At 70.4% G+C, this 24,746-nt stretch carries 22 protein-coding genes and 3 tRNA genes; 9 read left to right on the top strand and 16 right to left on the bottom strand.

Annotated features, from left to right (window positions below):
• Position 1: 1 nt before the first annotated feature.
• From smpB to AC0HI0_RS40685, 5 genes are all read right to left on the bottom strand, one after another.
• Positions 2 to 478: an SsrA-binding protein SmpB gene (gene smpB / locus AC0HI0_RS40705; protein ID WP_015098469.1), complete on the bottom strand. Its 477-nt coding sequence runs from the start codon at positions 476 to 478 to the stop codon at positions 2 to 4.
• Between the two features lie 38 nt (positions 479 to 516).
• Positions 517 to 1,416: a permease-like cell division protein FtsX gene (ftsX, locus tag AC0HI0_RS40700; protein WP_480928783.1), complete on the bottom strand. Its 900-nt coding sequence runs from the start codon at positions 1,414 to 1,416 to the stop codon at positions 517 to 519.
• Positions 1,417 to 1,457: 41 nt separating this feature from the next.
• Complete coding sequence (gene ftsE, locus AC0HI0_RS40695; RefSeq protein WP_360943166.1) at positions 1,458 to 2,147, bottom strand: cell division ATP-binding protein FtsE; 690 nt, start codon at positions 2,145 to 2,147, stop codon at positions 1,458 to 1,460.
• Positions 2,148 to 2,236: 89 nt separating this feature from the next.
• Positions 2,237 to 3,334, bottom strand: a complete 1,098-nt coding sequence (gene prfB, locus AC0HI0_RS40690; RefSeq protein WP_480928782.1) for a peptide chain release factor 2 — start codon at positions 3,332 to 3,334, stop codon at positions 2,237 to 2,239.
• A gap of 52 nt (positions 3,335 to 3,386) precedes the next feature.
• Complete coding sequence (locus tag AC0HI0_RS40685) at positions 3,387 to 3,887, bottom strand: PadR family transcriptional regulator (protein WP_480928781.1); 501 nt, start codon at positions 3,885 to 3,887, stop codon at positions 3,387 to 3,389.
• Positions 3,888 to 4,266: 379 nt separating this feature from the next.
• Between AC0HI0_RS40685 and AC0HI0_RS40680 the strand changes: the two genes are divergently transcribed.
• Positions 4,267 to 4,458, top strand: a complete 192-nt coding sequence (locus AC0HI0_RS40680; protein WP_480928780.1) for a hypothetical protein — start codon at positions 4,267 to 4,269, stop codon at positions 4,456 to 4,458.
• Positions 4,459 to 4,507: 49 nt separating this feature from the next.
• On the opposite strand, the gene AC0HI0_RS40675 is transcribed toward AC0HI0_RS40680, so the two are convergent.
• The 4 genes from AC0HI0_RS40675 to AC0HI0_RS40660 form a co-directional block, all read right to left on the bottom strand.
• Positions 4,508 to 4,581 (bottom strand) — tRNA-Met (locus tag AC0HI0_RS40675).
• 104 nt (positions 4,582 to 4,685) lie between these two features.
• Positions 4,686 to 4,759: transfer RNA gene (locus AC0HI0_RS40670), tRNA-Met, on the bottom strand.
• A 549-nt stretch (positions 4,760 to 5,308) separates the two neighbouring features.
• Positions 5,309 to 5,382, bottom strand: a tRNA-Met gene (locus AC0HI0_RS40665).
• A 95-nt stretch (positions 5,383 to 5,477) separates the two neighbouring features.
• Positions 5,478 to 8,465, bottom strand: a complete 2,988-nt coding sequence (locus AC0HI0_RS40660; RefSeq protein ID WP_480928779.1) for a UPF0182 family protein — start codon at positions 8,463 to 8,465, stop codon at positions 5,478 to 5,480.
• A 106-nt stretch (positions 8,466 to 8,571) separates the two neighbouring features.
• Here AC0HI0_RS40660 and AC0HI0_RS40655 point away from each other — a divergent pair, with 106 nt between their 5' ends.
• Entirely contained in the window at positions 8,572 to 9,111 is a 540-nt protein-coding gene (locus AC0HI0_RS40655; protein WP_480928778.1) for a PPA1309 family protein, read from the top strand.
• Between the two features lie 16 nt (positions 9,112 to 9,127).
• On the opposite strand, the gene AC0HI0_RS40650 is transcribed toward AC0HI0_RS40655, so the two are convergent.
• Positions 9,128 to 10,213, bottom strand: a complete 1,086-nt coding sequence (locus AC0HI0_RS40650; protein ID WP_480928777.1) for a YlbL family protein — start codon at positions 10,211 to 10,213, stop codon at positions 9,128 to 9,130.
• 81 nt (positions 10,214 to 10,294) lie between these two features.
• On the opposite strand from AC0HI0_RS40650, the gene AC0HI0_RS40645 reads away from it, so the two are divergent.
• Positions 10,295 to 11,581: a zinc-dependent metalloprotease gene (locus AC0HI0_RS40645; RefSeq protein ID WP_480928776.1), complete on the top strand. Its 1,287-nt coding sequence runs from the start codon at positions 10,295 to 10,297 to the stop codon at positions 11,579 to 11,581.
• Positions 11,582 to 11,623: 42 nt separating this feature from the next.
• Here the strand turns inward: AC0HI0_RS40645 and AC0HI0_RS40640 are convergent, their stop codons facing one another.
• Positions 11,624 to 12,151: a M48 metallopeptidase family protein gene (locus AC0HI0_RS40640; RefSeq protein WP_480928775.1), complete on the bottom strand. Its 528-nt coding sequence runs from the start codon at positions 12,149 to 12,151 to the stop codon at positions 11,624 to 11,626.
• Between the two features lie 203 nt (positions 12,152 to 12,354).
• Here AC0HI0_RS40640 and AC0HI0_RS40635 point away from each other — a divergent pair, with 203 nt between their 5' ends.
• The 4 genes from AC0HI0_RS40635 (at position 12,355) to AC0HI0_RS40620 (ending at position 15,798) form a co-directional block, all read left to right on the top strand.
• Positions 12,355 to 12,510, top strand: a complete 156-nt coding sequence (locus AC0HI0_RS40635; RefSeq protein ID WP_015098458.1) for a DUF5679 domain-containing protein — start codon at positions 12,355 to 12,357, stop codon at positions 12,508 to 12,510.
• Positions 12,511 to 12,625: 115 nt separating this feature from the next.
• Positions 12,626 to 13,642 carry a thiamine biosynthesis protein ThiF gene (locus AC0HI0_RS40630; protein ID WP_480928774.1) on the top strand — a complete coding sequence of 339 codons (1,017 nt, stop codon included), beginning with the start codon at positions 12,626 to 12,628 and terminating at the stop codon, positions 13,640 to 13,642.
• An 85-nt stretch (positions 13,643 to 13,727) separates the two neighbouring features.
• On the top strand, positions 13,728 to 15,038 hold the full coding sequence (locus tag AC0HI0_RS40625; RefSeq protein ID WP_480928773.1) for an ABC1 kinase family protein: 1,311 nt from the start codon (positions 13,728 to 13,730) through the stop codon (positions 15,036 to 15,038).
• Positions 15,039 to 15,234: 196 nt separating this feature from the next.
• A complete protein-coding gene (locus tag AC0HI0_RS40620) occupies positions 15,235 to 15,798 on the top strand; it encodes a hypothetical protein (RefSeq protein WP_480928772.1) in 564 nt (187 codons plus the stop codon).
• Between the two features lie 1,014 nt (positions 15,799 to 16,812).
• Here the strand turns inward: AC0HI0_RS40620 and AC0HI0_RS40615 are convergent.
• The 4 genes from AC0HI0_RS40615 to AC0HI0_RS40600 all read right to left on the bottom strand — a co-directional run bounded on the left by AC0HI0_RS40615 (position 16,813) and on the right by AC0HI0_RS40600 (position 21,192).
• Positions 16,813 to 16,944 (bottom strand): hypothetical protein, encoded by a 132-nt coding sequence (locus AC0HI0_RS40615; protein ID WP_480928771.1) that lies wholly within the window; start codon positions 16,942 to 16,944, stop codon positions 16,813 to 16,815.
• A gap of 38 nt (positions 16,945 to 16,982) precedes the next feature.
• Positions 16,983 to 17,876: a class I SAM-dependent methyltransferase gene (locus AC0HI0_RS40610; protein ID WP_480928770.1), complete on the bottom strand. Its 894-nt coding sequence runs from the start codon at positions 17,874 to 17,876 to the stop codon at positions 16,983 to 16,985.
• 325 nt (positions 17,877 to 18,201) lie between these two features.
• Positions 18,202 to 18,627 carry a WhiB family transcriptional regulator gene (locus tag AC0HI0_RS40605; protein WP_480928769.1) on the bottom strand — a complete coding sequence of 142 codons (426 nt, stop codon included), beginning with the start codon at positions 18,625 to 18,627 and terminating at the stop codon, positions 18,202 to 18,204.
• 498 nt (positions 18,628 to 19,125) lie between these two features.
• Positions 19,126 to 21,192 carry an ATP-dependent DNA helicase UvrD2 gene (locus AC0HI0_RS40600; RefSeq protein ID WP_480928768.1) on the bottom strand — a complete coding sequence of 689 codons (2,067 nt, stop codon included), beginning with the start codon at positions 21,190 to 21,192 and terminating at the stop codon, positions 19,126 to 19,128.
• Between the two features lie 62 nt (positions 21,193 to 21,254).
• Here AC0HI0_RS40600 and AC0HI0_RS40595 point away from each other — a divergent pair, with 62 nt between their 5' ends.
• Complete coding sequence (locus tag AC0HI0_RS40595; RefSeq protein ID WP_480928767.1) at positions 21,255 to 21,983, top strand: DUF4191 domain-containing protein; 729 nt, start codon at positions 21,255 to 21,257, stop codon at positions 21,981 to 21,983.
• Between the two features lie 403 nt (positions 21,984 to 22,386).
• Here AC0HI0_RS40595 and AC0HI0_RS40590 read toward each other — a convergent pair whose 3' ends face one another.
• Complete coding sequence (locus AC0HI0_RS40590) at positions 22,387 to 22,860, bottom strand: RDD family protein (RefSeq protein ID WP_480928766.1); 474 nt, start codon at positions 22,858 to 22,860, stop codon at positions 22,387 to 22,389.
• A 197-nt stretch (positions 22,861 to 23,057) separates the two neighbouring features.
• Here AC0HI0_RS40590 and glnA point away from each other — a divergent pair, with 197 nt between their 5' ends.
• Positions 23,058 to 24,482: a type I glutamate--ammonia ligase gene (glnA, locus tag AC0HI0_RS40585; protein ID WP_480934500.1), complete on the top strand. Its 1,425-nt coding sequence runs from the start codon at positions 23,058 to 23,060 to the stop codon at positions 24,480 to 24,482.
• The last annotated feature ends 264 nt before the right edge of the window (positions 24,483 to 24,746 follow it).

Raw genomic sequence — 24,746 nt, 5'->3', positions numbered from 1 at the left:
GTCAGCGACGACCCTTCAACGCGCGCCCGTACGCCTTCTGGATGTCGCGCTGGGCGTCCCGCTTGGCGATGTCCTGCCGCTTGTCGTACGCCTTCTTGCCGCGCGCCAGCGCCAACTCGACCTTGACGTACCCGTCCTTGAAGTACATCTGCAACGGGATCAGCGACAGACCGCTCTCCTTGGTCTTGCCGATCAGCCGCTCGATCTCCTTGCGGTGCAGCAGCAGCTTGCGCTTGCGGCGGACCTCGTGGTTGGTCCACGTGCCCGCCACGTACTCCGGGATGTGCAGGGCGTGCAGCCACACCTCGCCGTCGTCGACCTGGCCGAAAGCGTCCACGAGGGACGCCCGGCCCATGCGCAGGCTCTTGACCTCCGTGCCGACGAGCACGACACCCGCTTCGAAGGTGTCGAGGATGGTGTAGTCGTGCCGAGCCTTGCGGTTCGACGCGATCACCTTCTGACCGCGTTCCTTGACCATGCCGAAAACCTTACGTGAACCCGCCAGTCGTTTTCGGGCTAGAGCCGCACGTACAGGCGCAGTGTCACGTACCCGGTCAACGCCGAGATGAAGACCGCCACGCCCAGCAGCATCGGTGAGATGATCACGACGTCGAGCAGCCCCATCGGTGGCAGGATCTGGGAGCTGAACAGGTCACCCGACACCCTGGTCACACCCCACACCATCAGCGCCAACCCGCCCACGCCGACCACCGCGCCGATCACGCCGGCCACCACCGCCTCGATGAGGAACGGCAGCTGCGTGTACCAGCGCGTCGCGCCCACCAGGCGCATGATGCCGACCTCGGTGCGCCGGGTGAACGCCGACACCTGGATGGTGTTGGAGATCAGCAGCAGCGCCGCCAGCGCCTGGATCAGCGCCAGCCCGAGCACGATGTTGCGCAGCCCGTTGAACACGTCCAGCAGCCTGCTGAGGAACTCGCCCTGGTCGTTGACCGCCTTCACGCCCGCCTTGCCGGTGAACGCCTGCACGATCACGCTCGCCCGCGCCGGGTCCTCCAGCTTGACCCGGAACGTGGCCGGGATGGCCTCCGGACGGGCCAGCTTCACCAGCTCCGGCTGCGCCTCGAAGATCTGCTTGAACCGCTCGTAGCCCTTCTCGCGGTTCTCGTAGACCACCGAGTCCACCCCGGACGTGGTCTCCAGGGCGCTGCGCAGGCCCGCGCACGGCTGCTGCGCGCAGTCCTTGTCGGTCGCGCTGACGTCGTTGGTCAGCAGGACCGAGACTTCCAGCTTGCTCTGGTAGTTGTCCTGCATCTTGTCGACCATGCGGACGATGAGCAGACCACCGCCGAGCAGGCCGAGCGAGATCGCGGTCGTGAGGATCATCGCGATGGTCATCGTGACGTTCCGGCGCAGACCGGTGACGACCTCGCTGAACACGAAGCTGGTACGCATCGGGGGGAACGTTCCTCAGGGTCGGGGGTTGAGGGGGTGTCTTAACGGCCCACGCCGTAGACGCCCCGCGCGTCGTCGCGGATGATCCGACCGTGGTCGAGTTCGACCACCCGGCGGCGCATCGAGTCGACGATGTTGTGGTCGTGGGTGGCCATCAGCACGGTCGTGCCGGTGCGGTTGATCCGCTCCAGCAGCAGCATGATGTCCTGGCTGGTGTCGGGGTCCAGGTTTCCGGTCGGCTCGTCGGCGAGCAGCACCAGCGGCCGGTTCACGAACGCGCGGGCGATCGCCACCCGCTGCTGCTCGCCGCCGGACAGCTCGTGCGGCATCCGGTCCGCCTTGCCGTCGAGGCCCACCAGCTGCAGCACCTCGGGCACCACCTTGACGATGGTGTTGCGCGGCTTGCCGATGACCTCCAGCGCGAACGCGACGTTCTCGGCCACCGTCTTGTTGGACAGCAGCCGGAAGTCCTGGAACACGCAGCCGATGGACTGGCGCAGGCGGGGGACCCGGCGCCGGGACATCTTGGCCACGTCGAAGTTCGACACGTACACGCGGCCCTTGCTCGGGACTTCCTCCCGGAGCAGGAGCCGCAGGAACGTGGATTTGCCGGACCCCGAGGGTCCGATCAGGAACACGAACTCACCCTTGTCCATCTCGACCGAGACATTGTCGAGCGCGGGGCGCGTGGAGGTCTTGTAGACCTTGGACACGTGTTCGAGTCGAATCACGACGGGGGAGTCTACCCGTGGCCTGGGTAAAGCCTTCGTCTCGCCCGGCGAAACCGCGCGCGGCGAAGGCTTGACCGATCACGAACGGACTACGCCTGCTGCTTGCGCCACCGGATGCCGGCTTCCAGGAAGTCGTCGATCTCGCCGTCGAGCACCGCCGAGGGGTTGCCCACCTCGTGCTCCGTGCGCAGGTCCTTGACCATCTGGTAGGGGTGCAGGACGTAAGAGCGCATCTGGTTGCCCCAGCTGGAGCCGGAGTCCTTCAGTGCGTCCATCTTGGCCTGCTCCTCCTGCCGCTGGCGCTCCAGCAGCTTCGCCTGGAGGACCGCCATCGCGGTGGCCTTGTTCTGCAGCTGGGAGCGCTCGTTCTGGCAGGACACCACGATGCCGGTCGGGATGTGCGTGAGGCGCACCGCCGAGTCGGTCGTGTTGACGCCCTGGCCGCCGGGGCCGGACGACCGGTACACGTCGACCCGCAGGTCCTTCTCGTCGATGTCGACGTGGTCGGTCTGCTCGACCACCGGCACCACCTCGACGCCCGCGAACGACGTCTGCCGGCGGCCCTGGTTGTCGAACGGCGAGATGCGCACCAGCCGGTGCGTGCCCTGCTCGACACTCAGCGTGCCGTACGCGTAGGGGGCGGTGATGCGGAACGTCGCGGACTTGATGCCCGCCTCTTCCGCGTAAGAGGTGTCGAACACGTCCACGGGGTAGCCGTGGCGTTCGGCCCAGCGCGAGTACATCCGCAGCAGCATCTCGGCGAAGTCCGCCGCGTCGACGCCGCCGGCCTCGGCGCGGATGGTGACCAGCGCGTTGCGCTCGTCGTACTCGCCGGACAGCAGCGTGCGGACCTCCAGCGAGGAGATCTCCTCACGCAGCTTGCCGTGCTCGGTGTCGGCCTCGGCGAGGCTGCCCTCGTCACCCTCGTCCTCGGCCAGCTCGTAGAGCACCGTGAGGTCGTCGAGGCGGTCGCGCAGCGCGACCACGCGGCGCAGCTCGCCCTGTTTGTGCGAGAGCTGGCTGGTGACCCGCTGGGCCTGCTCCTGGTCGTCCCACAGGTCCGGTCGGGCCGCAGCCTCCTCCAGCTCCGCGACCTGGGCGCGCAGTGAAGCGAGGTCCATCACCGCCTCGATGCTGGAGAGCGTGGCGGAGAGGTCCTTGATGTCTGCTTCGACGTCCGGGTTCACGGCAGAAGATTACGCCAGGACCGGTCGCGGAGTGCGACCGGTCGGCGCTTCCTCAGGCCGTGGGGATGGCGTCCAGCAGCTTGAGCACTGCCTTGGCGTGCGCGAGCGCGAACTCGGCGACCGCCTTGGCGTAGGCGTCTTCCGCGGTCTTCACCGCGGTCTTGGCGGCCTCCTGGTCGGCGCCGTAACCGGCCCGTGCCGCGTCCACCAGCGCCTGGCGCTGCTTGGCGGTCAACGAGCCGGCGTGCACCAACCGGAGGATCAACGGGCTGCGCAGGTGATCGGGGCCGGGCTCGGACAGCAGCCAGTTCTTGAAGGCCCGCTTGCCGGCGGCCGTCAGGACGTACTGCTGGCTGGAGCGTGGGCCCTGCTTTCCGAGGCGCAGCAGACCCGCGTCAGCCAACGCGGGCAGCTCGCGGTAGACCTGGCTGCGGGTGACGCTGAAGAACGCACCGAAGCGCTCCCCGGCCTCAGCCACCAGCTGGCCACCGGTCTTGGGTCCGTCGTGCAGCAGCCCCAGCAGGGCGGCGGCAGTCGCGTTCAGGTCCGACACAACACCAACGGTGCCACTTTCAGGTGCGGCTGTCCACAATGGTCAGCCGTTCTGTCCACAGTGGCTGATCACGGCCTAGTGGAGCTGGGCCAAGCGGAGCAACGAGAAGCTCCGTTCCGTGACCGGAAGCTGATCAACGCCACGCTTTCGGCCGCTTGACCAAAAGTATCCACCTCGCCTGGAAACGCATTGCCACGCAAGGGAAGCCGCACTTTTGCGTTCACCCGAACGGCCACCGGCCGTGACTGGCCGCTCTGTTGCTCTTGTTCCAGCCCCCTTGGCTTAGCACAACCCGGTGATATGCACCCTCTGGTCTGGCGGATACCACCAGTGCTGGGATCATCACTCCACGTAGGCGGGTTTCGTGGGAGGTGTTGTGGTGGGCAAGTGGATGGACGCCAAGGTCGTGAAGAGCGCCAGGGCGTGGGCCAGCGGCTCGCTCCCCGACCAGGCCGGCAAGGACGAGTGCATGGTGTGCGGCAAGCAGATCCGCCGGCACCGCACCGTGGCCGGCGAGGGCAGGGTCTGTTCCCTGGTCTGCGCCCAGTACTGGGCGGAGAACATGACCTGACCCAACGCAGAAGGCCCTCTCTTCACCTGAAGAGAGGGCCTTCGCACCGTAGCGGGGACAGGATTTGAACCTGCGACCTCTGGGTTATGAGCCCAGCGAGCTACCGAGCTGCTCCACCCCGCGTCGCTGAACCCAACAGTACACCCCCGCCCCCCAATCCCCAAATCGCCCCCCAAGGCACACGAAAAAGCCCTGCCTGCACGATGCAGACAGGGCTTTCCACTTTGTAGCGGGGACAGGATTTGAACCTGCGACCTCTGGGTTATGAGCCCAGCGAGCTACCGAGCTGCTCCACCCCGCGTCGGTAAACCCAACTATACACACACCCCAAACCCCTTTCCCACACCCCCCAAGTCCTCATCCCCAGCCCCCCAATCCCCAGACCCCCCACACCCCCAGACGACCACCCACCGGATCGCCCCACACACCCAGCCACCAGCCACTCACCTACAGGCCGACCCACACCCCCGCAGCCACCACAGGATCACCCCGCACCCAGCCACCGACGACCACACACACAGCCGCAGGCCGACCCCGCCTCCACGGCCTCAGGGCGACGACACCCTCACAGCCACCGGGCCGACCACACCCCCACAACCGCCGGGCCGACCAAACCTCCACAGCCACCGGCCAACGACACCCTCACGACCATCGGGCGACCACACCCTCACAGCCCTGGCCGACCAAATCCTCACAGCCATCGGGCGACCACCCCCTAACAGCCCGCACCCAGCCAGGGGGGTGCAGGGGGGCAAAGCCCGCCCTGCGCGGGGTTTGGGGGCCGCGCCCCCAATGTGAAATGCGAAAAAGCCCCGTCTGCGTTCTGCGCAGACAGGGCTCTCCCACTTTGTAGCGGGGACAGGATTTGAACCTGCGACCTCTGGGTTATGAGCCCAGCGAGCTACCGAGCTGCTCCACCCCGCGTCGGTAATACGAACTCTACGCCGGGGTTACCCCGATATGCAAATCGGGTGGCCCGGACGTGTCCGAGGCCACCCGATTCACGACTCCCGCCCTGGTCAGCCGGTCGGCGTGGGTGACGGTGCCACCGACGACTGCTGGGTCTGCGGCGCGGCGGCGGAGGCGGCCTCGAACTTCTTCGTGGCCTCGTCCAGCGCCTTGTACGCGTTGCCCAGCGCCGCGAAGTCACCGCTGCCCTGGGCCGCCTTGATGGCCGCCAGCGCGTCCTGGATGCCCTTCACGGCCTGCTGGAGTTCCGTGCTCTGCCCGTTGCCGTTGCCCGGCGGCGTGGTGTTGCTGGTGGGCGGCGTGGTGGTGCCCGGCGTCTCGCCCGGCTGGTCGGGCAGTTGCGACGACGCCCCGGAGAGCACCTTCTCCAGCGCTTCCTTCAGCGTCGGGGCGTAGCCCACCTTGTCGCCGAAGCTCACCAGCACCTTGTACAGCTGCGGGAACTGGGTGTTCTGACTGGCCCGTTCGATGTAGATGGGCTCCACGTAGAGCAGCCCGCCGCCGACCGGGAGGGTCAGCAGGTTGCCGTAGACGACCTTGGTCTGCCGCTGGGTCAGCAGGTTGAGTTCGCTGCTGACCTCGCCCGAGGTGAGGAACTGGGTCTGGATCTGCTGCGGACCCTTGGCCTCGTTGTTGAGCGTGAGGACGCTGATCTTCCCGTAGTTGTCCGGGTCGGAGCGCACGCTCACGTACGACGCCATGAACTCCCGGTTCTGCCGCACCAGCGCGCTGGTCAACTGGAAGCTGACCTTGTCCGCGTCGCCGGTCGGGTCGCCCGCCAGCACGTAGAACGGCGGCTGCTGGTCACGCGGCTGCTGGCTGTTCTGCTGCTGCTGTTCGGCCGTCGTCACGTTGTCGATGGTCGGGTCGGAGGGCACGCCCCAGAACGAGACACCGGAGTAGAAGTCGCGCGGCTGGTCGACGTGGTAGCGCGCCAGCGTCTCGCGCTGCACCTTGAACAGGTCCTCCGGGTAGCGCAGGTGCTCGCGCAGCGACTGCGACATGTCGCTGTTCGGCTTCACCGTGCCCGGGAAGACGCCCATCCACGCCTGCAGGACGGGGTCCTTCTCGTCCATCGCGTAGAGCGTCACCGTGCCGTCGTAGGCGTCCACAGTGGCCTTGACGGAGTTGCGGATGTAGCTGACGTCCTTGTTCGGCTGCTGCGCGACGCCGGGCAGGGAGTCGTTCGTGGCCGACGCCAGGGACGTGCGGCGCGCGTACGGGTAGTTCTCCAGCGTGGTGTAGCCGTCGACGATCCAGGTGATCTTGCCGTCCACCACGGCGGGGTACGGGTCGCCGTCGACGGTCAGCCACGGGGCGACCTTCTCCACCCGGTCGCGCGGGTGGCGGTTGAAGATGATCCGCGAGTCGTCGCCGATGGCCGAGTTGAACAGGATGTTCCGCTCGCCGTAGGCCGCGGCGAAGACCAGCTTGTTGAACAGGCCGCCGATCCGGACGCCGCCCTTGCCGTCGTAGGTGTACTGCGAGCGGTCGGTGTCGTACTCGCCCGGCGAGCCGCCGTCGCGACCGCCGACGATCGCGTAGTCCGCGTCGCCGCCGAGTTCGCCGAAGTAGGTGCGGGGCTGCTGCACGCCGAACGGGCCGGGCTTGACCTTGCCCTCCTGGTCGACCTCGGCCACGTCGAACACCGGGTAGCCGCCGTTGCCGCCCTGGTCGGCCGGTGAGTTGATCTTGCTGGCCTCGGCGAACACCATGCCGTTGCCGTGCGTGTAGATCAGGTGCTGGTTGATCCAGTCGCGCTGGCCCTGCGGGATGCCGGCGGTGTTCAGCTCGCGGACCGCGACGATGTAGTCCTGGAGCTGGTTGTCCACTTTGTACCGGTCGACGTCGAGCTTCTCCGGGAACGCGTAGAACGGCCGCAGCTGCTGGAACTGGGTGAACGTCTTGGAGATCACGGCCGGGTCGAGCAGCCGGATGTTGCCCAGCGTCGCCTGGTCGTTCTTCAGCTCGTCCAGCGAGACGTTCTGCTTGCCCTCGTACGGCTTGGTCTCGACCTTGTCGTCGGTGAGCCCGAACGCCTCCTTGGTCGCGGCTATGTTGCGCCCGATGGAGGCGGCTTCCTTCTCGATCGCGTTCGGGCGGACCGAGAACTGCTCCAGCACGGCGGGCCAGGCCGCGCCGACCAGGATGCTGGACAGCACCAGCAGCACGGTCGCGATGGCGGGCAGCTGGAGGTTGCGCAGCACAGCGCCGGTGAAGAAGGCGATCGCGCAGAACACCGCGATGCACAGCAGGATGAGCTTGGCCGGCAGCACCGCGTTCAGGTCGGTGTAGGTCGCGCCGGTGAACTTCTCGTTCCGGTCGGAGAACAGCAGTTGATACCGGTCGAAGAAGTACGCGACCGCCTTGAGCAGCACGAACACGCCCGCGACGATGGACAGGTGGGTGCGCGCGGGCCCGGAGAGCTGCCCGCCTCGACCGGCCAGCCGGATGCCGCCGAACAGGTAGTGCGCCACCACCGCGCCGACGAAGGACACCGCCGTGGCGATGAACAGCCAGGAGAGCAACCAGGTGTAGAACGGCAGCTGGAAGGCGTAGAAGCCGATGTCGTGGCCGAACTCGGCGTCGGTCTCGCCGAACATCGTGGCGTTGAAGAACAGCTGGATCTTCTGCCAGTCGCCCTGCGCCGAGCCGCCCGCGATCACGCCGACGATCACCGGCAGGCCGATCGCGAACAGCTTCATCCGGCGGGTCACCACGGACCGGTACCGGGCCACCGGGTCGTCCGGCCCGGAGACCGGCACGAACACCGGCCGGGAGCGGTAGGCGAGGATGAGGTTGAGCGCGACGAGGCCGCCCACCAGCAGGCCCACGGCGAAGAACAACCCGAACCGGGTCGCCAGCTCGATGCCGTAGACGCTGCGGAAGCCGACCTCGCCGAACCACAGCCAGTTGACGTAGGTGCCGAGCAACCTGGAGCCGGTGATCAGACCGACCAGGACCACCGCACCGACGATGAGCAGAATCCGGCTTCGACGGGACAGCCTGGGCAGTCCGACCGGGGGCCGAGTGGCCACTGGGCACGCTCCTGGATCGCGGTAATGGCTTTCGTACGTTCTGTCCAACTGTACGGAGGCCGCCGAGGGTTCCCCGTTCGGTCGGCCGTTTCGGGTGGATGCGACCATGACCGGCGTGTCTGCGAGTGAGAAGCCGCCCGTGGTGCTGCCGGCCGTGGCCCGCGAGGTCGAGGAGTTCGTGTCCGCCGCCGGCTGGAACCAGGGGCCCCAGCTGTTCGCCCTGGTACCGACCGCCGACCTGCTCGCGCAGCAGCCCGAACTGGCCGGCCAGCTCGACCCGGCGGCCTCGCCGCTGACCCCGATCGCGCAGGACGCGCTGCCCGACTCCGAGCTGGACAAGGCGCTGGCCGGGATCGTGTGGCCGGACGTGGTGCGCGGGTGCGCGCTGGCCCAGGAGATCGTCGTGCTGCCGCCGGAGGCCGAGCAGTCGCTGTCCGAGGACCTGGACGACGAGGCGGCGCGCCAGTTCGCCGCCGCGCACCCGCAGCGCCGGGAGGCGCGCCTGGTCGCGGCCGTGCTGCGGGACGGTTCGGTGGCGTGCGTGCTGCGGCTGCGCGGCGGGGTCGAGGCCCCGGACGAGGTCGTGGAGCACCCCGAACTGGCCCCGAACCTGACCGACGCCCTGCTGGGGACCCTGCGGCCCTAGCCGGGCCGGGCCGGGCTCAGCAGTGCGGCGCGTCCTTGCCGGCGTTGATCGCCTTGAGGGACTCGACCGCGTCGTCCAGCTTCTCGACCTTGACCAGCCGCAGCCCCTCGGGCGCGTGCTGCTTGGCCTCGTCGCAGTTGCCGGCCGGCACCAGGAAGGTCGTCGCGCCGCCCTCGCGCGCGGCGACCATCTTGAAGTTGATGCCGCCGATCCGGCCGACCTCGCCCTTGTCGTTGATCTCGCCGGTGCCCGCGACGGACTGGCCGCCGTTGAGTTCGCCGGGGGTCAGCTTGTCCACGATGGACAGCGCGAACAGCAGGCCCGCGGACGGGCCGCCCACGTCGCTGAGGCTGATCTTGATGTCGAACGGCACGTCGGCGCGGTCCACCGGCCGGATGCCGAGGAACCCGCTCGGCCGGTCGTCGGCCTTGCCCAGGGTGATCGTCGCGGTCTGCCGCGCCGACTCGCGCTGGAAGGTGACCTCGACCCGGTCGCCGGGCTTGGTGTTCTCCAGCGCGCCCCGCACGTCCTCGTAGGCGGCGATGTCCTTGCCGTTGACCACCAGCAGCCGGTCGTCGGGCTGGAGCACGTTGTCCGCCGCGCTGCCCCGGGTGATGTCGCCGGCGACGACCTTCATCGGGTAGGACAGGTACCGCAGCGCGGCGACCTCGGCGCTGGTCTGCGAGTCCTGGAACGCCTTCACGTTCTGGTCGCGGACCTGCTGCTCGGACTCGCCGGGCCGGAAGAACTCCTCGCGCGGCGCGAGCGCGTGCCGCCCGCTGATCCACAGGCCGAGCGCGCCGAACAGCGAGACGTCGTCGAGCAGCGACACCGTCGTCATGGTGAGCGCGCCGTTGGTCGGGAACGTCTCCTGACCCTCGATGTGCACCACGTCGGTCCCGTTGACCTGTCCCAGCGTGTTGTAGGTCGGGCCGGGGCCCAGCGCGACGTAAGGCACTCTGGCGAACCCGCCGAGCAATCCGAGCGCCAACACCACCGTCAGGCTGATCACCAGCGTCCACGTGCGCCTGGTCAGACCACCACGGGGTCGGGCCGGGCGCTTCGTCGGCTGCTCCACGACGGTGTCGGTGCCTTCGCTCACGCCCGACAGGGTACGACCACCCCCTCAAGCCGTGGGCGAACCGGTCCCGCGCACCACCCACGGCCCGCGTACCGTGGGGGTATGAGTGACGTGCCCTTCGGGTTCGGCCCGCAGGACCCCGACGACCGAGGACGCAAGCCGGAGGAGCCGGGCAACCCGTTCGACTTCAACCAGCTCGGCGCGATGCTGAGCCAGCTCGGCGCGATGTTCAGCAACGCGGGCACGTCCGCCGGGCCGGTCAACTACGACCTGGCGAAGCAGATCGCGTTGCAGCAGCTGTCCGGCCAGGGCGGCCTGGGGTTCACCCCGGACCAGGACAAAGCGGTGGCCGACGCGGTGCACCTGGCGGAGATGTGGCTCGACCCGGTGACCGCGCTGCCCGCCGGCACCTCGAAGTCCCAGGGCTGGACCGCCCGCGACTGGGTGGAGCGCACCCTGCCGACGTGGCAGCGGCTGTGCGACCCGGTGGCGCGGCGGGTGTCCGGCGCGTGGGTGGACGCGATGCCCGCCGAGGCCAAGGAGGCCGCCGGCCCCCTGCTGTCGATGCTCGGCCAGATGGGCGGCATGGCGTTCGGCTCGCAGCTGGGCGGCGCGCTGGCGCAGCTCGGCTCCGAGGTGCTGACCTCGACCGACGTGGGCCTGCCGCTGGGCCCCGAGGGCACCGCCGCGCTGCTGCCCGCGAACATCGAGAAGTTCACCGAGGGTCTGGAGCGGCCCACCAGCGAGGTGCTGGTGTTCCTGGCCGCCCGCGAGGCGGCCCACCAGCGGCTGTTCAGCCACGTGCCGTGGCTGCGGCAGCGCCTGCTGGACACGGTGGAGGCGTTCGCGCAGGGCATCACCGTCGACACCTCCGCGCTGGAGGAGCTGGCGGGCCAGATGGACCCGTCGAACCCGGCCTCGATCGAGGAGGCCATGAAGTCCGGGATGCTGGAGCCGCAGACCACGCCCGAGCAGAAGGCCGCGCTGACCCGCCTGGAGACGCTGCTGGCCCTGGTCGAGGGCTGGGTGGACGTCGTGGTCGCGGAGGCCGTCGGCGAGCGCCTGCCGGGTGCGGAGGCGCTGCGGGAGACGCTGCGCAGGCGGCGGGCGTCCGGCGGTCCGGCGGAGCAGACGTTCGCCACGCTGGTGGGCCTGGAGCTGCGGCCGCGCCGGCACCGGTCGGCGGCGGCGCTGTGGAAGCTGCTGGGCGACCAGCACGGGATCGAGCAGCGGGACAGCGTCTGGGAGCACCCGGACCTGGTGCCCACCGCCGAGGACCTGGACGACCCGATGGAGTTCGCGGAGCGGTTCGGCAGCACCCGCAAGGCGCTGGAGGACCCGATGGCGGAGCTGGAGCGGACGCTGCGGGACGAGAAGGACGAGGACTGACACCCGGCCGCCGGCCCCTCGTGCGGGCCGGCACGAGCCGGGTCAGTCCTCCTCGGTGATGCCCAGGCCCGCCGCGGCGGACAGGCCCTCCAGGTAGCCGATGGCCCGTTCGGACCTCGGGTAGCGGTGCACGAGGTCCCAGAAGTCCTTCCCGTGGCCGGGCACGCTCAGGTGCGCCAGCTCGTGCACCAGGACGTAGTCGAGCACCCACGCGGGCACGTCGCGGAGCCGTTCGCTGATCCGGATGGTGCCCTCGGTGGGCGTGCAGGACGCCCACCTCGTGCGCATCGGCGGCACCCAGCGCACGCTGCTGGGCCGCACGCCGTCCAGGTGGCGGTCGGCCAGCTCCTCGCAGCGGGCCAGCAGGGCGGCGTCGGACGTGCGGGTGGGCGACCGCCTGCGGGTCTCGCTGCGTTGCAGGCGGCTGAGCATCTCCGCCACCCAGTGCTTCTCCTCGCTCTTGCTCATGCGCGCCGGCAGCAGGACGACGACGGTGTCCCCCTCGCGGTACGCGCTCACCATGCGACGGCGCCGAGCGCTGCGCCGTACCTCCACCTGCGGTTCGGGCATGGCGTTCACGGTAAGGCCCCGCACCGACAATTCGCGGCGGCCAAGCGGCGGTGTGCGCGGCATCGGCCCAACAGATTCCCCCGAACGACGGCTGGACACGCGGCACGTCGCGTGCAGCGGTTGGTCGCCCGCAGAGGTAGCGTGCTGCGCAGCCCCCGAGTGTGGTGCAGATCGCCCCACACTCTCGAAGCAAGGAGGAAGCCGTGGCCGAGACCTACAACGGCTACTGCGTCAAGTGCCGTGAGAAGCGCGACTTCACGGGCGAGGTGCACGAGAGCAACAACCGCAGGATGGCCAAGGGCAAGTGCCCGGTCTGCGGGACCACGGTGACCCGGATCCTCGGCAAGGCGAAGGTCTGAGCCGGCGGGTGGCCGGGCCGCTCCCGGCCACCCGACCGGGTCTCCGGTGCGCGACTCGCCGAAAAGCCCCGGTGCTTGCGCCCGCCGCGCCGCCGACCCCGGCACGCTGCCCACCGTGACCACGTTCCACCGCCCCCGCGTCCTCCCCGGCCTGCCCGTGCTGCGCCGCCGGCCCGACGCGATCCAGATCGGCCTCGACCCCCGGCACTCCGTCCTGATCGAGGACGCGCCCCCGGAGACGGCCGCCGCGCTGTGCGCCCTCACCGGCCGGCACACCCTTCCCGACCTGCTGCGACAGCTGTCCGGGCGGGACCACCAGGACGAGGACTTCGCCCGTCTCGTGCACGCCCTGGCCGACCTCGGGCTGGTCGAGGAGACCCGCCCGGAGCCGCCCGGCAGGCTCGTCACCGAAGCCACCGAGTGGGCCCTGCGCACCGGCCGCCCGGCACCCGGCCTGGCCACCGCGCGCGCCGCCCGCTCGGTCGTCGTGCACGGGGACGGCAGGCTCGCGCCGGCGGTCGCCGGACACCTCGCGTCGGCGGGCGTGGGCCACGTCCGGGTGGTCGCGCGCGGCTGGGTGAACCCCGAAGACACCGGATCGGGTTACCTCGACGCGGACGTCGGCCGGGCCCGCCCGGACGCCGCCGAGGACGCGCTGCGCCGCGCGTCGCCGCAGGTGCGGACCGAGGTCCGGGTGCGGCCGCCGGACCTGGTCGTGCTGGCCGACGCCGAGGTGCCGCCGCCGGAGCTGCTGCGCGCGCTGCTGCTGGACGGCACGCCGCACCTGGCCGTGCGGGCGGCCGAGGGCCTGGGCGTGGTCGGGCCGCTGGTCGTGCCGGGCCGCAGCAGCTGCCTGCGGTGCTACGACCTGCACCGGGCCGAGCTGGACCGGGGCTGGTCGGCGCTGGCCGTGCAGCTGGTGGACCAGCCCCGGCACGCCGACCTGGCGACCGTGGCGACCACCGCCGGGCTGGCCGCCGGCCAGGCGCTGCTCGCGCTGGACCACGAGTCGGGCGCGCGGACCCGGCCGCCGGCGTGGGACGCGGTGCTGGAGGTGAACGCGTTCGCGGGTCTGGTCGAGCACCGGCTGGCACCGGTGCACCCGCGCTGTGATTGCCGTTCCCTCGGATGAGCCGGTCCTCAGCCGCGCCTGTGTAGGTTCGAGGAGGCGTAAACCACTTGCGACCGTGTTCCACGGGCGGGGGGAGAATCTTCGGGTGAGTGAGATCCCGCGCAAGGCCGTGCAGCGCACCGCCAAGCTGGCCAGCCTGCCCATCGGGGTGGCCGGCCGGGTCGTCGGCGGGTGGGGGAAGCGGCTGGCCGGCCGCAGTTCCGAGGAGGTCAGCGCCGAGGTCTCGGCGAAGACCGCGGAACAGGTCTTCGCGGTGCTGGGGCAGCTCAAGGGCGGTGCCATGAAGTTCGGGCAGGCCCTGAGCGTGTTCGAGGCCGCGGTGCCCGACGAGCTGGCCGAGCCGTACCGCGAGGCGTTGACCAAGCTCCAGACAGCGGCCCCGCCGATGCCCGCGCGCACCACGCACCGGGTGCTGGCCGAGCAGCTCGGGTCGGGGTGGGCGAAGCGCTTCACGGCGTTCGACGACGACCCGGCGGCGTCGGCGTCCATCGGCCAGGTGCACCGCGCGGTGTGGCACGACGGCCGCGACGTCGCGGTCAAGGTGCAGTACCCCGGTGCGGACGAGGCTCTGCAGACCGACCTGAAGCAGCTGCTCAGGTTCAGCCGGGTGCTCCAGGCGATCATGCCCGGCGCAGAGGTGAAACCTCTGCTGGAGGAGCTGCGGGACCGTTACCTGGAGGAGTTGGACTACCGGACCGAGGCGGGCAACCAGCGGGTGTTCGCGAAGGCGTTCGAGGGCGACGAGCACGTCCTGGTGCCGCGCGTGGTGGCCAGTTCGCCGAAGGTGATGGTCACCGAGTGGACGGACGGCACCCCGCTGTCCAAGATCATCCGTTCGGGCGAACGCGAGGAGCGGGACCTGGCGGGCCGGCTGCTGTCGGAGTTCCACTTCTCCGCGCCCAGCCGGTCCGGCCTGCTGCACGCCGACCCGCACCCGGGCAACTTCATGCTCGGCGCGGACGGCCGGCTGCGGGTGCTCGACTTCGGCGCGGTGGCCAGGCTGCCCGACGGCCTGCCGCCGACGTTGGGCCTGATGACGAGGCTGGCGCTGGACGGCCGGTCCCGCGACCTGCTGGACCTGCTGAGGTCGGAGCACTTCATCCGGCCGGGGACCGAACTGCACGAGGAGGACGTCCTCAACTACCTGGCCCCGTTCGTCGAGCCGCTGCGGGCGGAAACGTTCCACTTCACCCGCAAGTGGCTCCAGAAGCAGGCCGAACGGGTGGGCGACCTGCGCAGCCCCGATTCGCAGACGGGCCGCTCCCTCAACCTGCCGCCGCAGTACCTGCTGATCCACCGGGTGACCCTGGGCGCGACGGGCATCCTCTGCCAGCTGGACGCGAACGTCCCGGCCCACGCCATCGTCGCCCGCTGGCAACCCGGCTTCGCCGACTGACCCCACCGCCGCCGCGGGCCCGTGCCCGCCAACTGCTCCCGGCTCCCGGCCGAACCGCCTCCCACCAGGCCGTTCCGACCGGGAGCCGAACGCTGCAGGGCGAGCCGCACGAAGTTGTCCACAACCCGAAATCCCCCATCCACAGATTCACACCCGCCCCTCGCACTCCCCCGCCCCCTGGCCCAAGATCGACCACATGACCGACGTGATCAAAACCGCCGACCTGAAAGCCGCGGGCGTCCCCCGCTACGTGATCGACCTGCGCTGCCGTCCCGGCGGCCCGTGGCAGCGCATCCTGCCGGGCGTGCTGCTGCTCGCCGCCACCCCGCCGACCAGAGCGCAGCAGGTCCGCGCCGCCCTGGCCTACGTGGGCCCGGAAGCCGTCCTGACCGGCGTGGACGCCCTGCGCGAACAGGGCTTCCCCGACCTACCGCTGCCCCCGTCGATCCACATCCTGCAACCAGCGTCGTGCCGGAAGACCGGCCGAGGCGGCCTCATCCTCGAACGCACCACCCGCCTGCCCACCCCCGTGAGCAAAGACGGCCTGCCCCTGGCCCCACCCCTGCGCGCGGTCCTGGACGCGGCCCGCCAGGAACGCCACCCGGAACGCAGGGACCGGGTCCTCACCAAAGCCATCCACTCCGGCTACACCCCCGAAGCCCTGCTGGCCGAACTCGACGCGGGCAGCCAACGCGGCGCAGCCGTCCCCCGAACGACCCTCCGCAAACTGACCCACGCCCACCGAGCCGCCTTCACCTGACCCCCACCCACCAACGAAAGGAGCAGCCAACGCCCAACCCCACCTCGCACACTCACCCCGACGAACCCTCCGCCAACCCAACCTCCGACCACGAACCACCAACGCTCAGCCACGCCACCACCCGACTCACCCGCAGGCACGACCACCAAACCCGGCAGCCGGCGAACACCGACAACAGGCTCCAGGCAGCAGGCAACGGCAGGTACCAACCGACAGCGGCAAAGCCCGACAGCCAACGCAAGCGGCAACCAACGACCAGCCAACAGCGGGCGCTACACGGGTCCGACCAGCCCGGCCACCTCAGTCAGCACCGCCGCCACGGCCGGTCGAGTCGGCCCATGCGGCCTCATCAGCCCCAGCCAACCCAGTCGCTCCAGCCAGCCCAGTCAGCATGGCCAGCCCGGTCAGTCCGGTCAGTCCGGCCCGGTCCAGTCGGTCGGGTCCAGTTGGGTCCGGTCCACCCGGTCGAGTCCAGGCCGGTCGGGTCCGGCCGGGTCCGGTCAGATCAGCTCGCGTCGAGTCCGGCCCGGTCGGTCCAGCCGGGTCTGGTCCGGTCGGGTCGGGTCGGGTCTGGTCAGGTCCGGTCGGGTCGGGTCGGGTCGGGTCCGGTCGGGTCAGGTCCGGGCTGGTCAGGTCCGGGCTGGTCAGGTCCGGCCTGGTCAGGTCCGGCCTGGTCGGGTCTGGCCTGATCAGGTCCGGTCAGATCAGGTCGCGTCGAGTCCGGTCCGGTCTGGTCGGGTCCAGTCGGGTCAGGTCGAGTCCGGTCCGGTCCGGTCCGATCAGGTCGGGTCCAGTCCAGTCAGGTCGAGTCCGATCCGGTCTGGTCCGGCCAGGCCAGGCCAGGCCGGGTCGGGTCGGGTCCGGTCGGGTCGATCTGGTCGGCTCGGTCAGCCCGATCGGACCGGCCAGCCTGGTCGCTCTGGTCGGCTCGGCCAGACGGATCGGTCCGGCCGGATCAGCCAGCCCGATCGGCCAGGTCGGCTCGGTCAGCCCGATCGGCCAGGTCGGCTTCGGCTACCAGTACTCGGCGGGGAGTTTGCCCTCGATGTCGCGGACGTGGGTTCGGGCGCAGTCGTGGCACAGCCAGCGGTCCGTGCCGTGTTCGCGCTCGCGCGCCCAGGCGAGCAGCTTCGCGGCGTCCTTCACCGACTCGCGGGTCCGGCCGCACCGCGCGCACGCCGCGTTCACGGCTTGCGCCCGACGTGCACCGTCCCGGCGGACAGCATGAACACGTCGTCCCGCCGGCCGAGGTACGCCGGGTCGTCCGGGTCGAGCAGCCGGGTGAGCGTGTGGCGGTCTGCGGGGTGCAGCCGGTCGGCACCTGCCTCGGCCATCCACCCGACCTGCTGCACGGCCCACTCGCGCACGGCGGGTCCGGCGGGCGCGGGGTGGTCGACCAGGTAGCTGAACGCGGTCACGTCGGTGAGGCCGACGTCGGTCAGCACGGTGTTCCACCCTGCGGGGAGGCGCACCGAGCCGGGCATCGACTCGCGCATCCGCACGAACCACTCGGCGCGGGCGTGCGCGAGCCGGTCCTGGAGGCCGGGTTCGCCGAGGCCGATGTCCCACGGCAGGCAGCGGCTCTCCAGGCCGCCCTCGCCGAGGGCCAGCCAGCCGCCGGGGGCGAGGGCGTCGACCAGGTCGGCCACGCCCCGGCGCTGGTCGGGCAGGTGGTGGACGACCCGGGACGCCCAGATCAGGTGGGCGGGGCCGGCGAAGTCGGCGGGCTGTTCGGCGGCGAGGTCGGCGAGCACGGGACGGACCCGGACGGTCGCGGCGGTGGTGTCGTCCTCGTAGGTCGCGGCGGCGCGGGCCGCGGTCGCCGCGGCGTCGAGCACCTCCGGCACGGCGTCGACCAGGACGACGGTGCCGCCGCCGCGCGCGGTGAGGGCTTCGACGAGGGCGACGGCCATGCCGCCCCCGCCGCAGCCGACGTCGACCGCGGTCGGGTTGTCCGGCAGGGCTCGCACGAGCCTGCGCGCGATGACGCGGACGGCTTCCGCGTCGAGTTCGGCGGCGCGCCGCAGCGAGGCCACGCGCGATGTCCAGTCGATTCCGTCGTGAGTGTGAGCGGCCACACGCCAAACCGTACCCATGACGCGGCCCGCCCTCCCCTTGAAAAGAGGAGGGCGGGCCGGGTGTCACGGCATCGGATCGCGGCGGCCCTCAGGCGGGCCGGCGGTCAGACCGCGCGGGCCGTCGACTGGGCCCTGCGCTCGGCCCAACCGGCCAGTCGCTGCCACCTGCGGGCGACGACGAGGCGGTGGGCCGTTCGATGGCGTTGGGCAAATACCTCTGCGTCATGCATTCGGGATCTGGCCAGATTTTCTTCGAGCAACATGGGGTTACCTCGCGGGTTGAGTTCGATGACGACGGTCTGATCGCTGGTGGTTCGGTACGTGGTCACGCGGCGGCCTCCTGGTCGGTAGCCCCCCGGACAACGGTCGCGGCAGGCGCCGCGGGCACAACAGACGCGGCGGGTGCCGCGGGCACAACAGGTGCTGCGTCCTTGCGCGGGCGACCACGGGGACGCTTGCGCGCGATGACGGCTCCGCGCTCGAAGATCTCGCCGCCCCAGACCCCCCAGGGCTCGTGCCGGGAGAGCGCGCCCGCCAGGCACTCGGCGATCACCGGGCAGCCGGCGCAGAACCGCTTGGCCTGCTCCAGCTCGGCCGGCGCGTCGGCGAACCAGAGGTCAGGGTTGTTGGTACGGCAAGGAAGCTCCAAGCCGGCGTCGGGCGCGGTGTCGATCAGGGTGGCGACCCCGGCTCCCGCCAGGTCCGGCTCGGTGGACAACGTCCCGGCTATCGGGACGGTCGCGGTCAACATCAGGTGGACTCCTGTCAAGGGTCTTGCGATGGGGTTTTTCCTGCTAAAACGGGTCGAACAAACACGAAGGCCGCGGATCCGGTTACGGGTCCGCGGCCTTCGTGAGCCTCAGGTGTGCCTGACGGGTGGTCAGGTACCTCGCTCGTGCGCGGACGGCGCAACGTTCTGAGTCGGGACAACGGTGGGCGCGTAGGCGGCCGGCACCTGGATCAGCTGAACTCGTTCGCCGCCCCGGTTCGAGGCGTGGCGATCGCGGGCAGACTTCTCCCCCGCGACGTGAGCGGCACCGGACGCGACAAGGCCCGTCGTCAGAAGGCGACTCGGCATCGGGAAGCCTGATTGAGTCTTCACACCGGTCACCTCCTCGGGCAGCTAGTCTCGGAGCAACGCTCTGTCGAAATCCCCAGCGGGCGCTTCGCGCCCGGCCTCAGCAGGTTATGACTCGGTCCCAGGGCGATGCAACCGCTTTTTCCAAATACCTGTCGATCGTGTGATGTTTCAGCGTTTGCCCTGGACAAGGGCGAGGACGTCGGCCCCGTAGCGGTCCAGCTTGGCCGCGCCGATGCCGGCGATCGCGACCAGGCCCGGCACGTCCTCGGGCCGCTGCTCGGCGATCGCGACCAGGGTCGAGTCGGTGAACACGACGTAGGCGGGGACCTTCAGCTCCTTGGCCCGGCCCGCGCGCCACGCGCGCAGCTTGGCCAGCAGTTCCTCGTCCAGGTCCGACGGGCAGCTCTCGCACCGGCTGAGCTTGACCGAGCGGGCGTCGGTGAGCGCCGAGCCGCAGATCCGGCACAGCGGCTTGGGGCGGCGCTGTAGCGGCTCGCGCTTGGCGACGGTCCGCGACGCGGGGTGGTCCTCGGGGACCAGCCCGTAGAGGAACCGGCTGCGCCTGCGGTAGCGACGGCCGCCGACAGCGCGGGCCAGCGCCCACGACAGCCACAGGTGCTCACGGGCCCGGGTCACCCCCACGTACAGCAGCCGACGCTCCTCTTCGATCGCCGCCTCGTCGTTGTCCGCGTGCACGATCGGCACGGTGCCCTCGACCAGGCCGACCAGGAACACCGCGTCCCACTCCAGGCCCTTGGCGGCGTGCAGCGAGGCGAGCGTGACGCCTTCGACGGTCGGCGGGTGCTGCGCCTCGGCGCGCACGTCCAGTTCGACGACGAACTTGGCCAGGTCCGCGCCCTCGACGGTGGCCGCCAGCTCCTCGGCGAGTTCGACCAGGGCGAGCAGCGATTCCCACTTCTCCCGGGCCGCGCCGCCGGCGGGCGGCTCGTCGGTGAGCCCGACGCCGGTCAGCACCTCGCGCACGACCTTGGGCAGCTCGCCGGGCGGGTCCTGCGCGGCGGCCGTGCGCAGGGTGATCATCGCCTGGCGCACCTCGGGCCGCTGGAAGAACCGCTCGCCGCCGCGTACCTGGTAGGGGATGCCGAGTTCGGCCAGCGCCTGCTCGAAGATCTCGGACTGCGCGTTGACCCGGTAGAGGACGGCGACCTCGCTGGCCGCCACGCCCTCGTCCAGCAGCGCCTTGACCCGCTGGGCGACGGCCGCCGCCTCGGCGGACTCGTCGTCGAACTCGGTGAACCGGGGCACCGGCCCCTCCGGGCGCTGCCCGATCAGCCGCAGCCGCGACCCGGCGGGACGGCCGCGCGCCCACTTGATGACCTCGTTGGCCAGGCCCACGACCTGCGGCGTCGACCGGTAGTCGCGTTCCAGCCGGACCACGGCGGCCTCGGGGAAGCGGCGCGGGAAGTCCAGCAGCGGGCGCGGCGAGGCGCCCGCGAACGAGTAGATGGTCTGGTTGGCGTCGCCGACCACGGTCAGGTCGTCGCGGGTGCCCAGCCACGAGTCCAGCACGCGTTGCTGCAACGGCGTGACGTCCTGGTACTCGTCGACCACGAAGCACCGGTAGCGGTCGCGGAACTCCTCGGCGACCTCGCTGTGCTCCTCCAGCGCGGCGGCGGTGTGCAGCAGGAGGTCGTCGAAGTCGAGCAGCTGCGCGTCGTTCTTGAGCTGCTCGTAGGTCTGGTAGACCTTCACGACCTGCTCGGCGGGCACGGGCGTGTCCCGCTGCGTCCGCGCGGCGGCGGCCGGGTAGTCCTCGGGCGCGATCAGCGACGCCTTGGACCACTCGATCTCGCCCGCGAGGTCGCGCAGCGAGTCGGACTCGGTGGACAGCCCGGCCCGGTTCGCGGCCTGGGCGACGAACCGCAGCTTGTTCCGGTCGATCAGGTCCCACTGGGGGCCGCCGACCACGCGCGGCCAGAAGTAGCGGAGCTGCCGCAGCGACGCCGCGTGGAACGTCCGGGCCTGCGCGCCCTGCACGCCGAGCGCCCGCAACCGGGTCCGCATCTCCCCCGCGGCGCGCGCCGTGAACGTGACGGCGAGCACCTGACCGGCCGCGACGTGACCGCGTTGCACGAGGTAGGCGATCCGGTGGGTGATGGTCCGGGTCTTGCCGGTGCCCGCTCCCGCGAGCACGCAGACCGGGCCGCGCGGTGCCTCCACCGCGGCACGCTGTTCCGGGTCGAGTCCCTCCAGCAGCCGCTCCATGCGCTGCATCCTCGCATTGCACACGGGCACGGCTGTGATGGGGCGACACGGCGCGCCGTATCCTGGTGGGTATGGCTGGAAAGCAGGACAAGGCCGCCGCCAAGGAAGCGGCGAAGGCGCGGCGCGCGGCTTCGAAGGCGCGGCGCGGACAGATCTTCGAGGCGTTCAAGGTGCAGCGCCGCGAAGACAAGGCGCTGGTGCCCCTGATGCTGTTGTGCCTGCTGGGCGCGACGGCCGCGGCGTTCCTGCTCGGACTCATCTGGAACATGCAGTGGGTCCTGCTGCCGCTCGGCATCGCCGTGGGCGCGCTGGTGGCGGTGATCGTCTTCGGCCGCCGGGTGCAGCGCAACGTCTACGCGAAGGCCGACGGCCAGCCCGGCGCGGCCGGCTGGGCGCTGGACAACCTGCGTGGCAAGTGGCGGGTGACCCAGGCCGTGGCGGGCACGACCAGCGGCGACATGGTGCACCGCGTGATCGGCCGGCCCGGCGTGGTCCTGGTCGCGGAAGGCGCGCCCCACCGGGTGAAAGGCCTGCTCGCGCAGGAGAAGAAGCGCGTGGCCCGGGTGATCGGCGAAACCCCGATCTACGACGTCATCGTGGGCCCCGAGGAGGGCCAGGTCCAACTGCGCAAGCTCCAGGGCCACCTGATGAAGCTGCCGCGCAACATCTCGACGGCCCAGGTCGACACCCTGGAGAACCGCCTGGCCGCCCTGGCCAGCCGTGGCGCGGCGCTCCCCAAGGGCCCGCTCCCCCAGGGCGCGAAGATGCGCAACATCCAGCGCGCCATGCGCCGCCGCTGACCTGCCCGAACCTGACTTCCCGGCCGTCGGCTGAGAGCCCTCTGCGGAGGGCTCTCAGCCTTTTCCGCCAGCACTGTCGGCACCCCGTGAGATGATGGATGCCGGGGGCCGGCGGCCACGCCCGCCACCAACCCGCACCCCGCCAACGCCCACCAACCACCACTCACCAACCGCCGCTGACCAGCGCAAACGGCCATCCGAGCGCAAACGCCCGTCTCAGCGCACCCGGCGAATCCGGTACGAACGGCGAATCCAGCACAGCCGCGAACGCTCGGCCCGGAACGAGCCGCGCGATCGTTCGAAGCTGCGCGAGCCTTCAAAGCCGCGTGGACGTTCAAGCCGAGCGGGCGGTCAAGCCGAGCGGGCGGTCAAGCCGAGCGGGCGGTCAAGTCGGGGCGGACGTTCAGCGGACGCGGATGACCACGGTGCCGGCGGCCTTGTCGTGCAGGCAGCGGCCGTCCGCGTCCCACACCACAGCCGGGATGATCGGGAAGATCAGCACGGTCCGCAGCAGCGCCCGGGGCACGCCGACCACGCCCGAACCGTCCAGCCGCGCCACCCGCAGCCCGAACAGCGCGTGCCCCGGCGTGAAGCCGAAGAACCCGACCGCGATGACGGTGATCAGCAGCCAGGCCAGCAGGCTCCAGTTGCGCGGCAGGTCGGGGTAGGTGAACACGCCCGCCACGCCCATCGCCAGGGCGAAGTCGACCAGGATGGCCACCGCCCGGCGTCCGGTGCCCGCCACCGAGCCCGGCCCCGACCTCGGCAGGCCGAGGCGCTCGCCCTTCCACCGCTGGGCGGTACCGTCGCCCGAGTCGGCGCCCGGCTCCAGTGCCGAGCGGGGTCCAGACAGCCACGAACCGGTCCACTTGCTCACCCCACCAGAGTAAGGCCGTGCTCAGCGGGTGAGGATCGGGAGGTCGGGTTGCCCACCCCGGGGTGCCCGTTAACACTGGCGAAACATCAGGGTGACTGCTGGGCAACACCACCGCCATAGCGTCGCAGTAGATGGCAGGCCGCGCGCAACTAGCGGCGTTCAACCACGCCCCCACCGCAGTGAAGGAGTCGACGAGGGTGTTCAAGAATCCCGACGAGGTCCTGAAGTTCATCTCCGACGAGGGCGTGAAGTTCATCGACGTCCGGTTCAGCGACCTGCCCGGTGTCATGCAGCACTTCACGCTCCCGGCCTCGGCGTTCGACGCGGACGCCATCGCCGAGGGCCTCGCGTTCGACGGCTCGTCGGTGCGCGGCTTCCAGTCGATCCACGAGTCGGACATGCTGCTGCTGCCCGACCTCTACACCGCGCGCCTCGACCCGTTCCGGATCGAGAAGACGCTGATCGTCAACTTCTTCGTGCACGACCCGTTCACGCTTGAGGCGTACAGCCGTGACCCGCGCAACATCGCGCGCAAGGCCGAGCAGTACATCTCCGAGTCGGGCATCGCGGACACCGCGTACTTCGGCGCCGAGGCGGAGTTCTACATCTTCGACTCGATCCGCTTCGACACCACCGCGAACGCCTCCTTCCACGAGATCGACGCGATCTCCGGCTGGTGGAACTCCGGCCGCGAGGAAGAGGGCGGCAACCGCGGCTACAAGGTCAAGTACAAGGGCGGCTACTTCCCGGTCACGCCCAACGACCACTACGCCGACCTGCGCGACAAGATGGTCCTCAACATGGAGGCCAACGGCTTCACGGTCGAGCGCGCCCACCACGAGGTCGGCACCGGCGGCCAGGCCGAGATCAACTACAAGTTCAACACGCTGCTGCACGCCGCCGACGACCTGATGCTGTTCAAGTACATCATCAAGAACACCGCGTGGCAGGCCGGCAAGACCGTCACGTTCATGCCGAAGCCGCTGTTCGGCGACAACGGTTCGGGCATGCACACCCACCAGTCGCTGTGGAAGGACGGCGTGCCGCTGTTCCACGACGAGTCCGGCTACGCGGGCCTGTCCGACACCGCGCGCCACTACATCGGCGGCATCCTGCACCACGCGCCGTCGCTGCTGGCGTTCACCAACCCGACGGTGAACTCCTACCACCGCCTGGTGCCGGGCTACGAGGCCCCGGTCAGCCTGGTCTACAGCCAGCGCAACCGGTCGGCGTGCGTGCGCATCCCGATCACCGGCAACAACCCGAAGGCCAAGCGCATCGAGTTCCGCTGCCCCGACTCGTCGGGCAACCCGTACCTGGCCTTCTCGGCCATGGTGATGGCGGGCCTGGACGGCGTGAAGAACAAGATCGAGCCGCCGGCCCCGATCGACAAGGACCTCTACGAGCTGCCGCCCGAGGAGGCCCTCAACGTCAAGCAGGTCCCCGCGACCCTCGACGCCGTCCTGGACAACCTGGAGGCGGACCACGAGTTCCTGCTGGAGGGCGGCGTCTTCACCCCGGACGTCATCGACACGTGGATCTCGTACAAGCGCGACGAGGAGATCAACCCGTTGCGCCTGCGCCCGAACCCTTACGAGTTCGCGCTCTACTACGACGTGTGATCGGCACGGGACCTTGACCAGCAGTTTCATCGGTTGAGGACCCTCACCGGCCGTCTCCAGGCCGTCAGGCGGGGAGAGGCTGTCAGCCAGACCACAGGCCACGGCCCGGGTGACCACTTCAGTCACCCGGGCCGTGGCCTTTTGATGATCACGCCATCTCCGACAACGCCTCGGCGAACACCTTGTCCACAGCCGCCCGGGTCCGTCCGTGACTCGCAGGCATCAGGTGCGTGTAGACGCACAGGGCGGATGCCGGGTCAGCGT

Source organism: Saccharothrix sp. NBAS 001 (assembly GCF_056640475.1).
The sequence above is the reverse complement of the archived record's forward strand: the minus strand, read 5'-3'. Positions and strand labels throughout refer to the sequence as shown.

What these genes read in the sequence shown, in the direction of transcription:
- AC0HI0_RS40655 (WP_480928778.1), top strand. Translation starts at nt 8,572, where the DNA reads ATGACCGGCGTGTCTGCGAGTGAGAAGCCGCCCGTGGTGCTGCCGGCC.
- AC0HI0_RS40640 (WP_480928775.1), bottom strand. Translation starts at nt 12,151, where the DNA reads ATGCCCGAACCGCAGGTGGAGGTACGGCGCAGCGCTCGGCGCCGTCGC.
- AC0HI0_RS40600 (WP_480928768.1), bottom strand. Translation starts at nt 21,192, where the DNA reads ATGCAGCGCATGGAGCGGCTGCTGGAGGGACTCGACCCGGAACAGCGT.
- AC0HI0_RS40595 (WP_480928767.1), top strand. Translation starts at nt 21,255, where the DNA reads ATGGCTGGAAAGCAGGACAAGGCCGCCGCCAAGGAAGCGGCGAAGGCG.
- AC0HI0_RS40645 (WP_480928776.1), top strand. Translation starts at nt 10,295, where the DNA reads ATGAGTGACGTGCCCTTCGGGTTCGGCCCGCAGGACCCCGACGACCGA.
- smpB (WP_015098469.1), bottom strand. Translation starts at nt 478, where the DNA reads ATGGTCAAGGAACGCGGTCAGAAGGTGATCGCGTCGAACCGCAAGGCT.
- AC0HI0_RS40605 (WP_480928769.1), bottom strand. Translation starts at nt 18,627, where the DNA reads ATGTTGACCGCGACCGTCCCGATAGCCGGGACGTTGTCCACCGAGCCG.
- ftsX (WP_480928783.1), bottom strand. Translation starts at nt 1,416, where the DNA reads ATGCGTACCAGCTTCGTGTTCAGCGAGGTCGTCACCGGTCTGCGCCGG.
- AC0HI0_RS40620 (WP_480928772.1), top strand. Translation starts at nt 15,235, where the DNA reads ATGACCGACGTGATCAAAACCGCCGACCTGAAAGCCGCGGGCGTCCCC.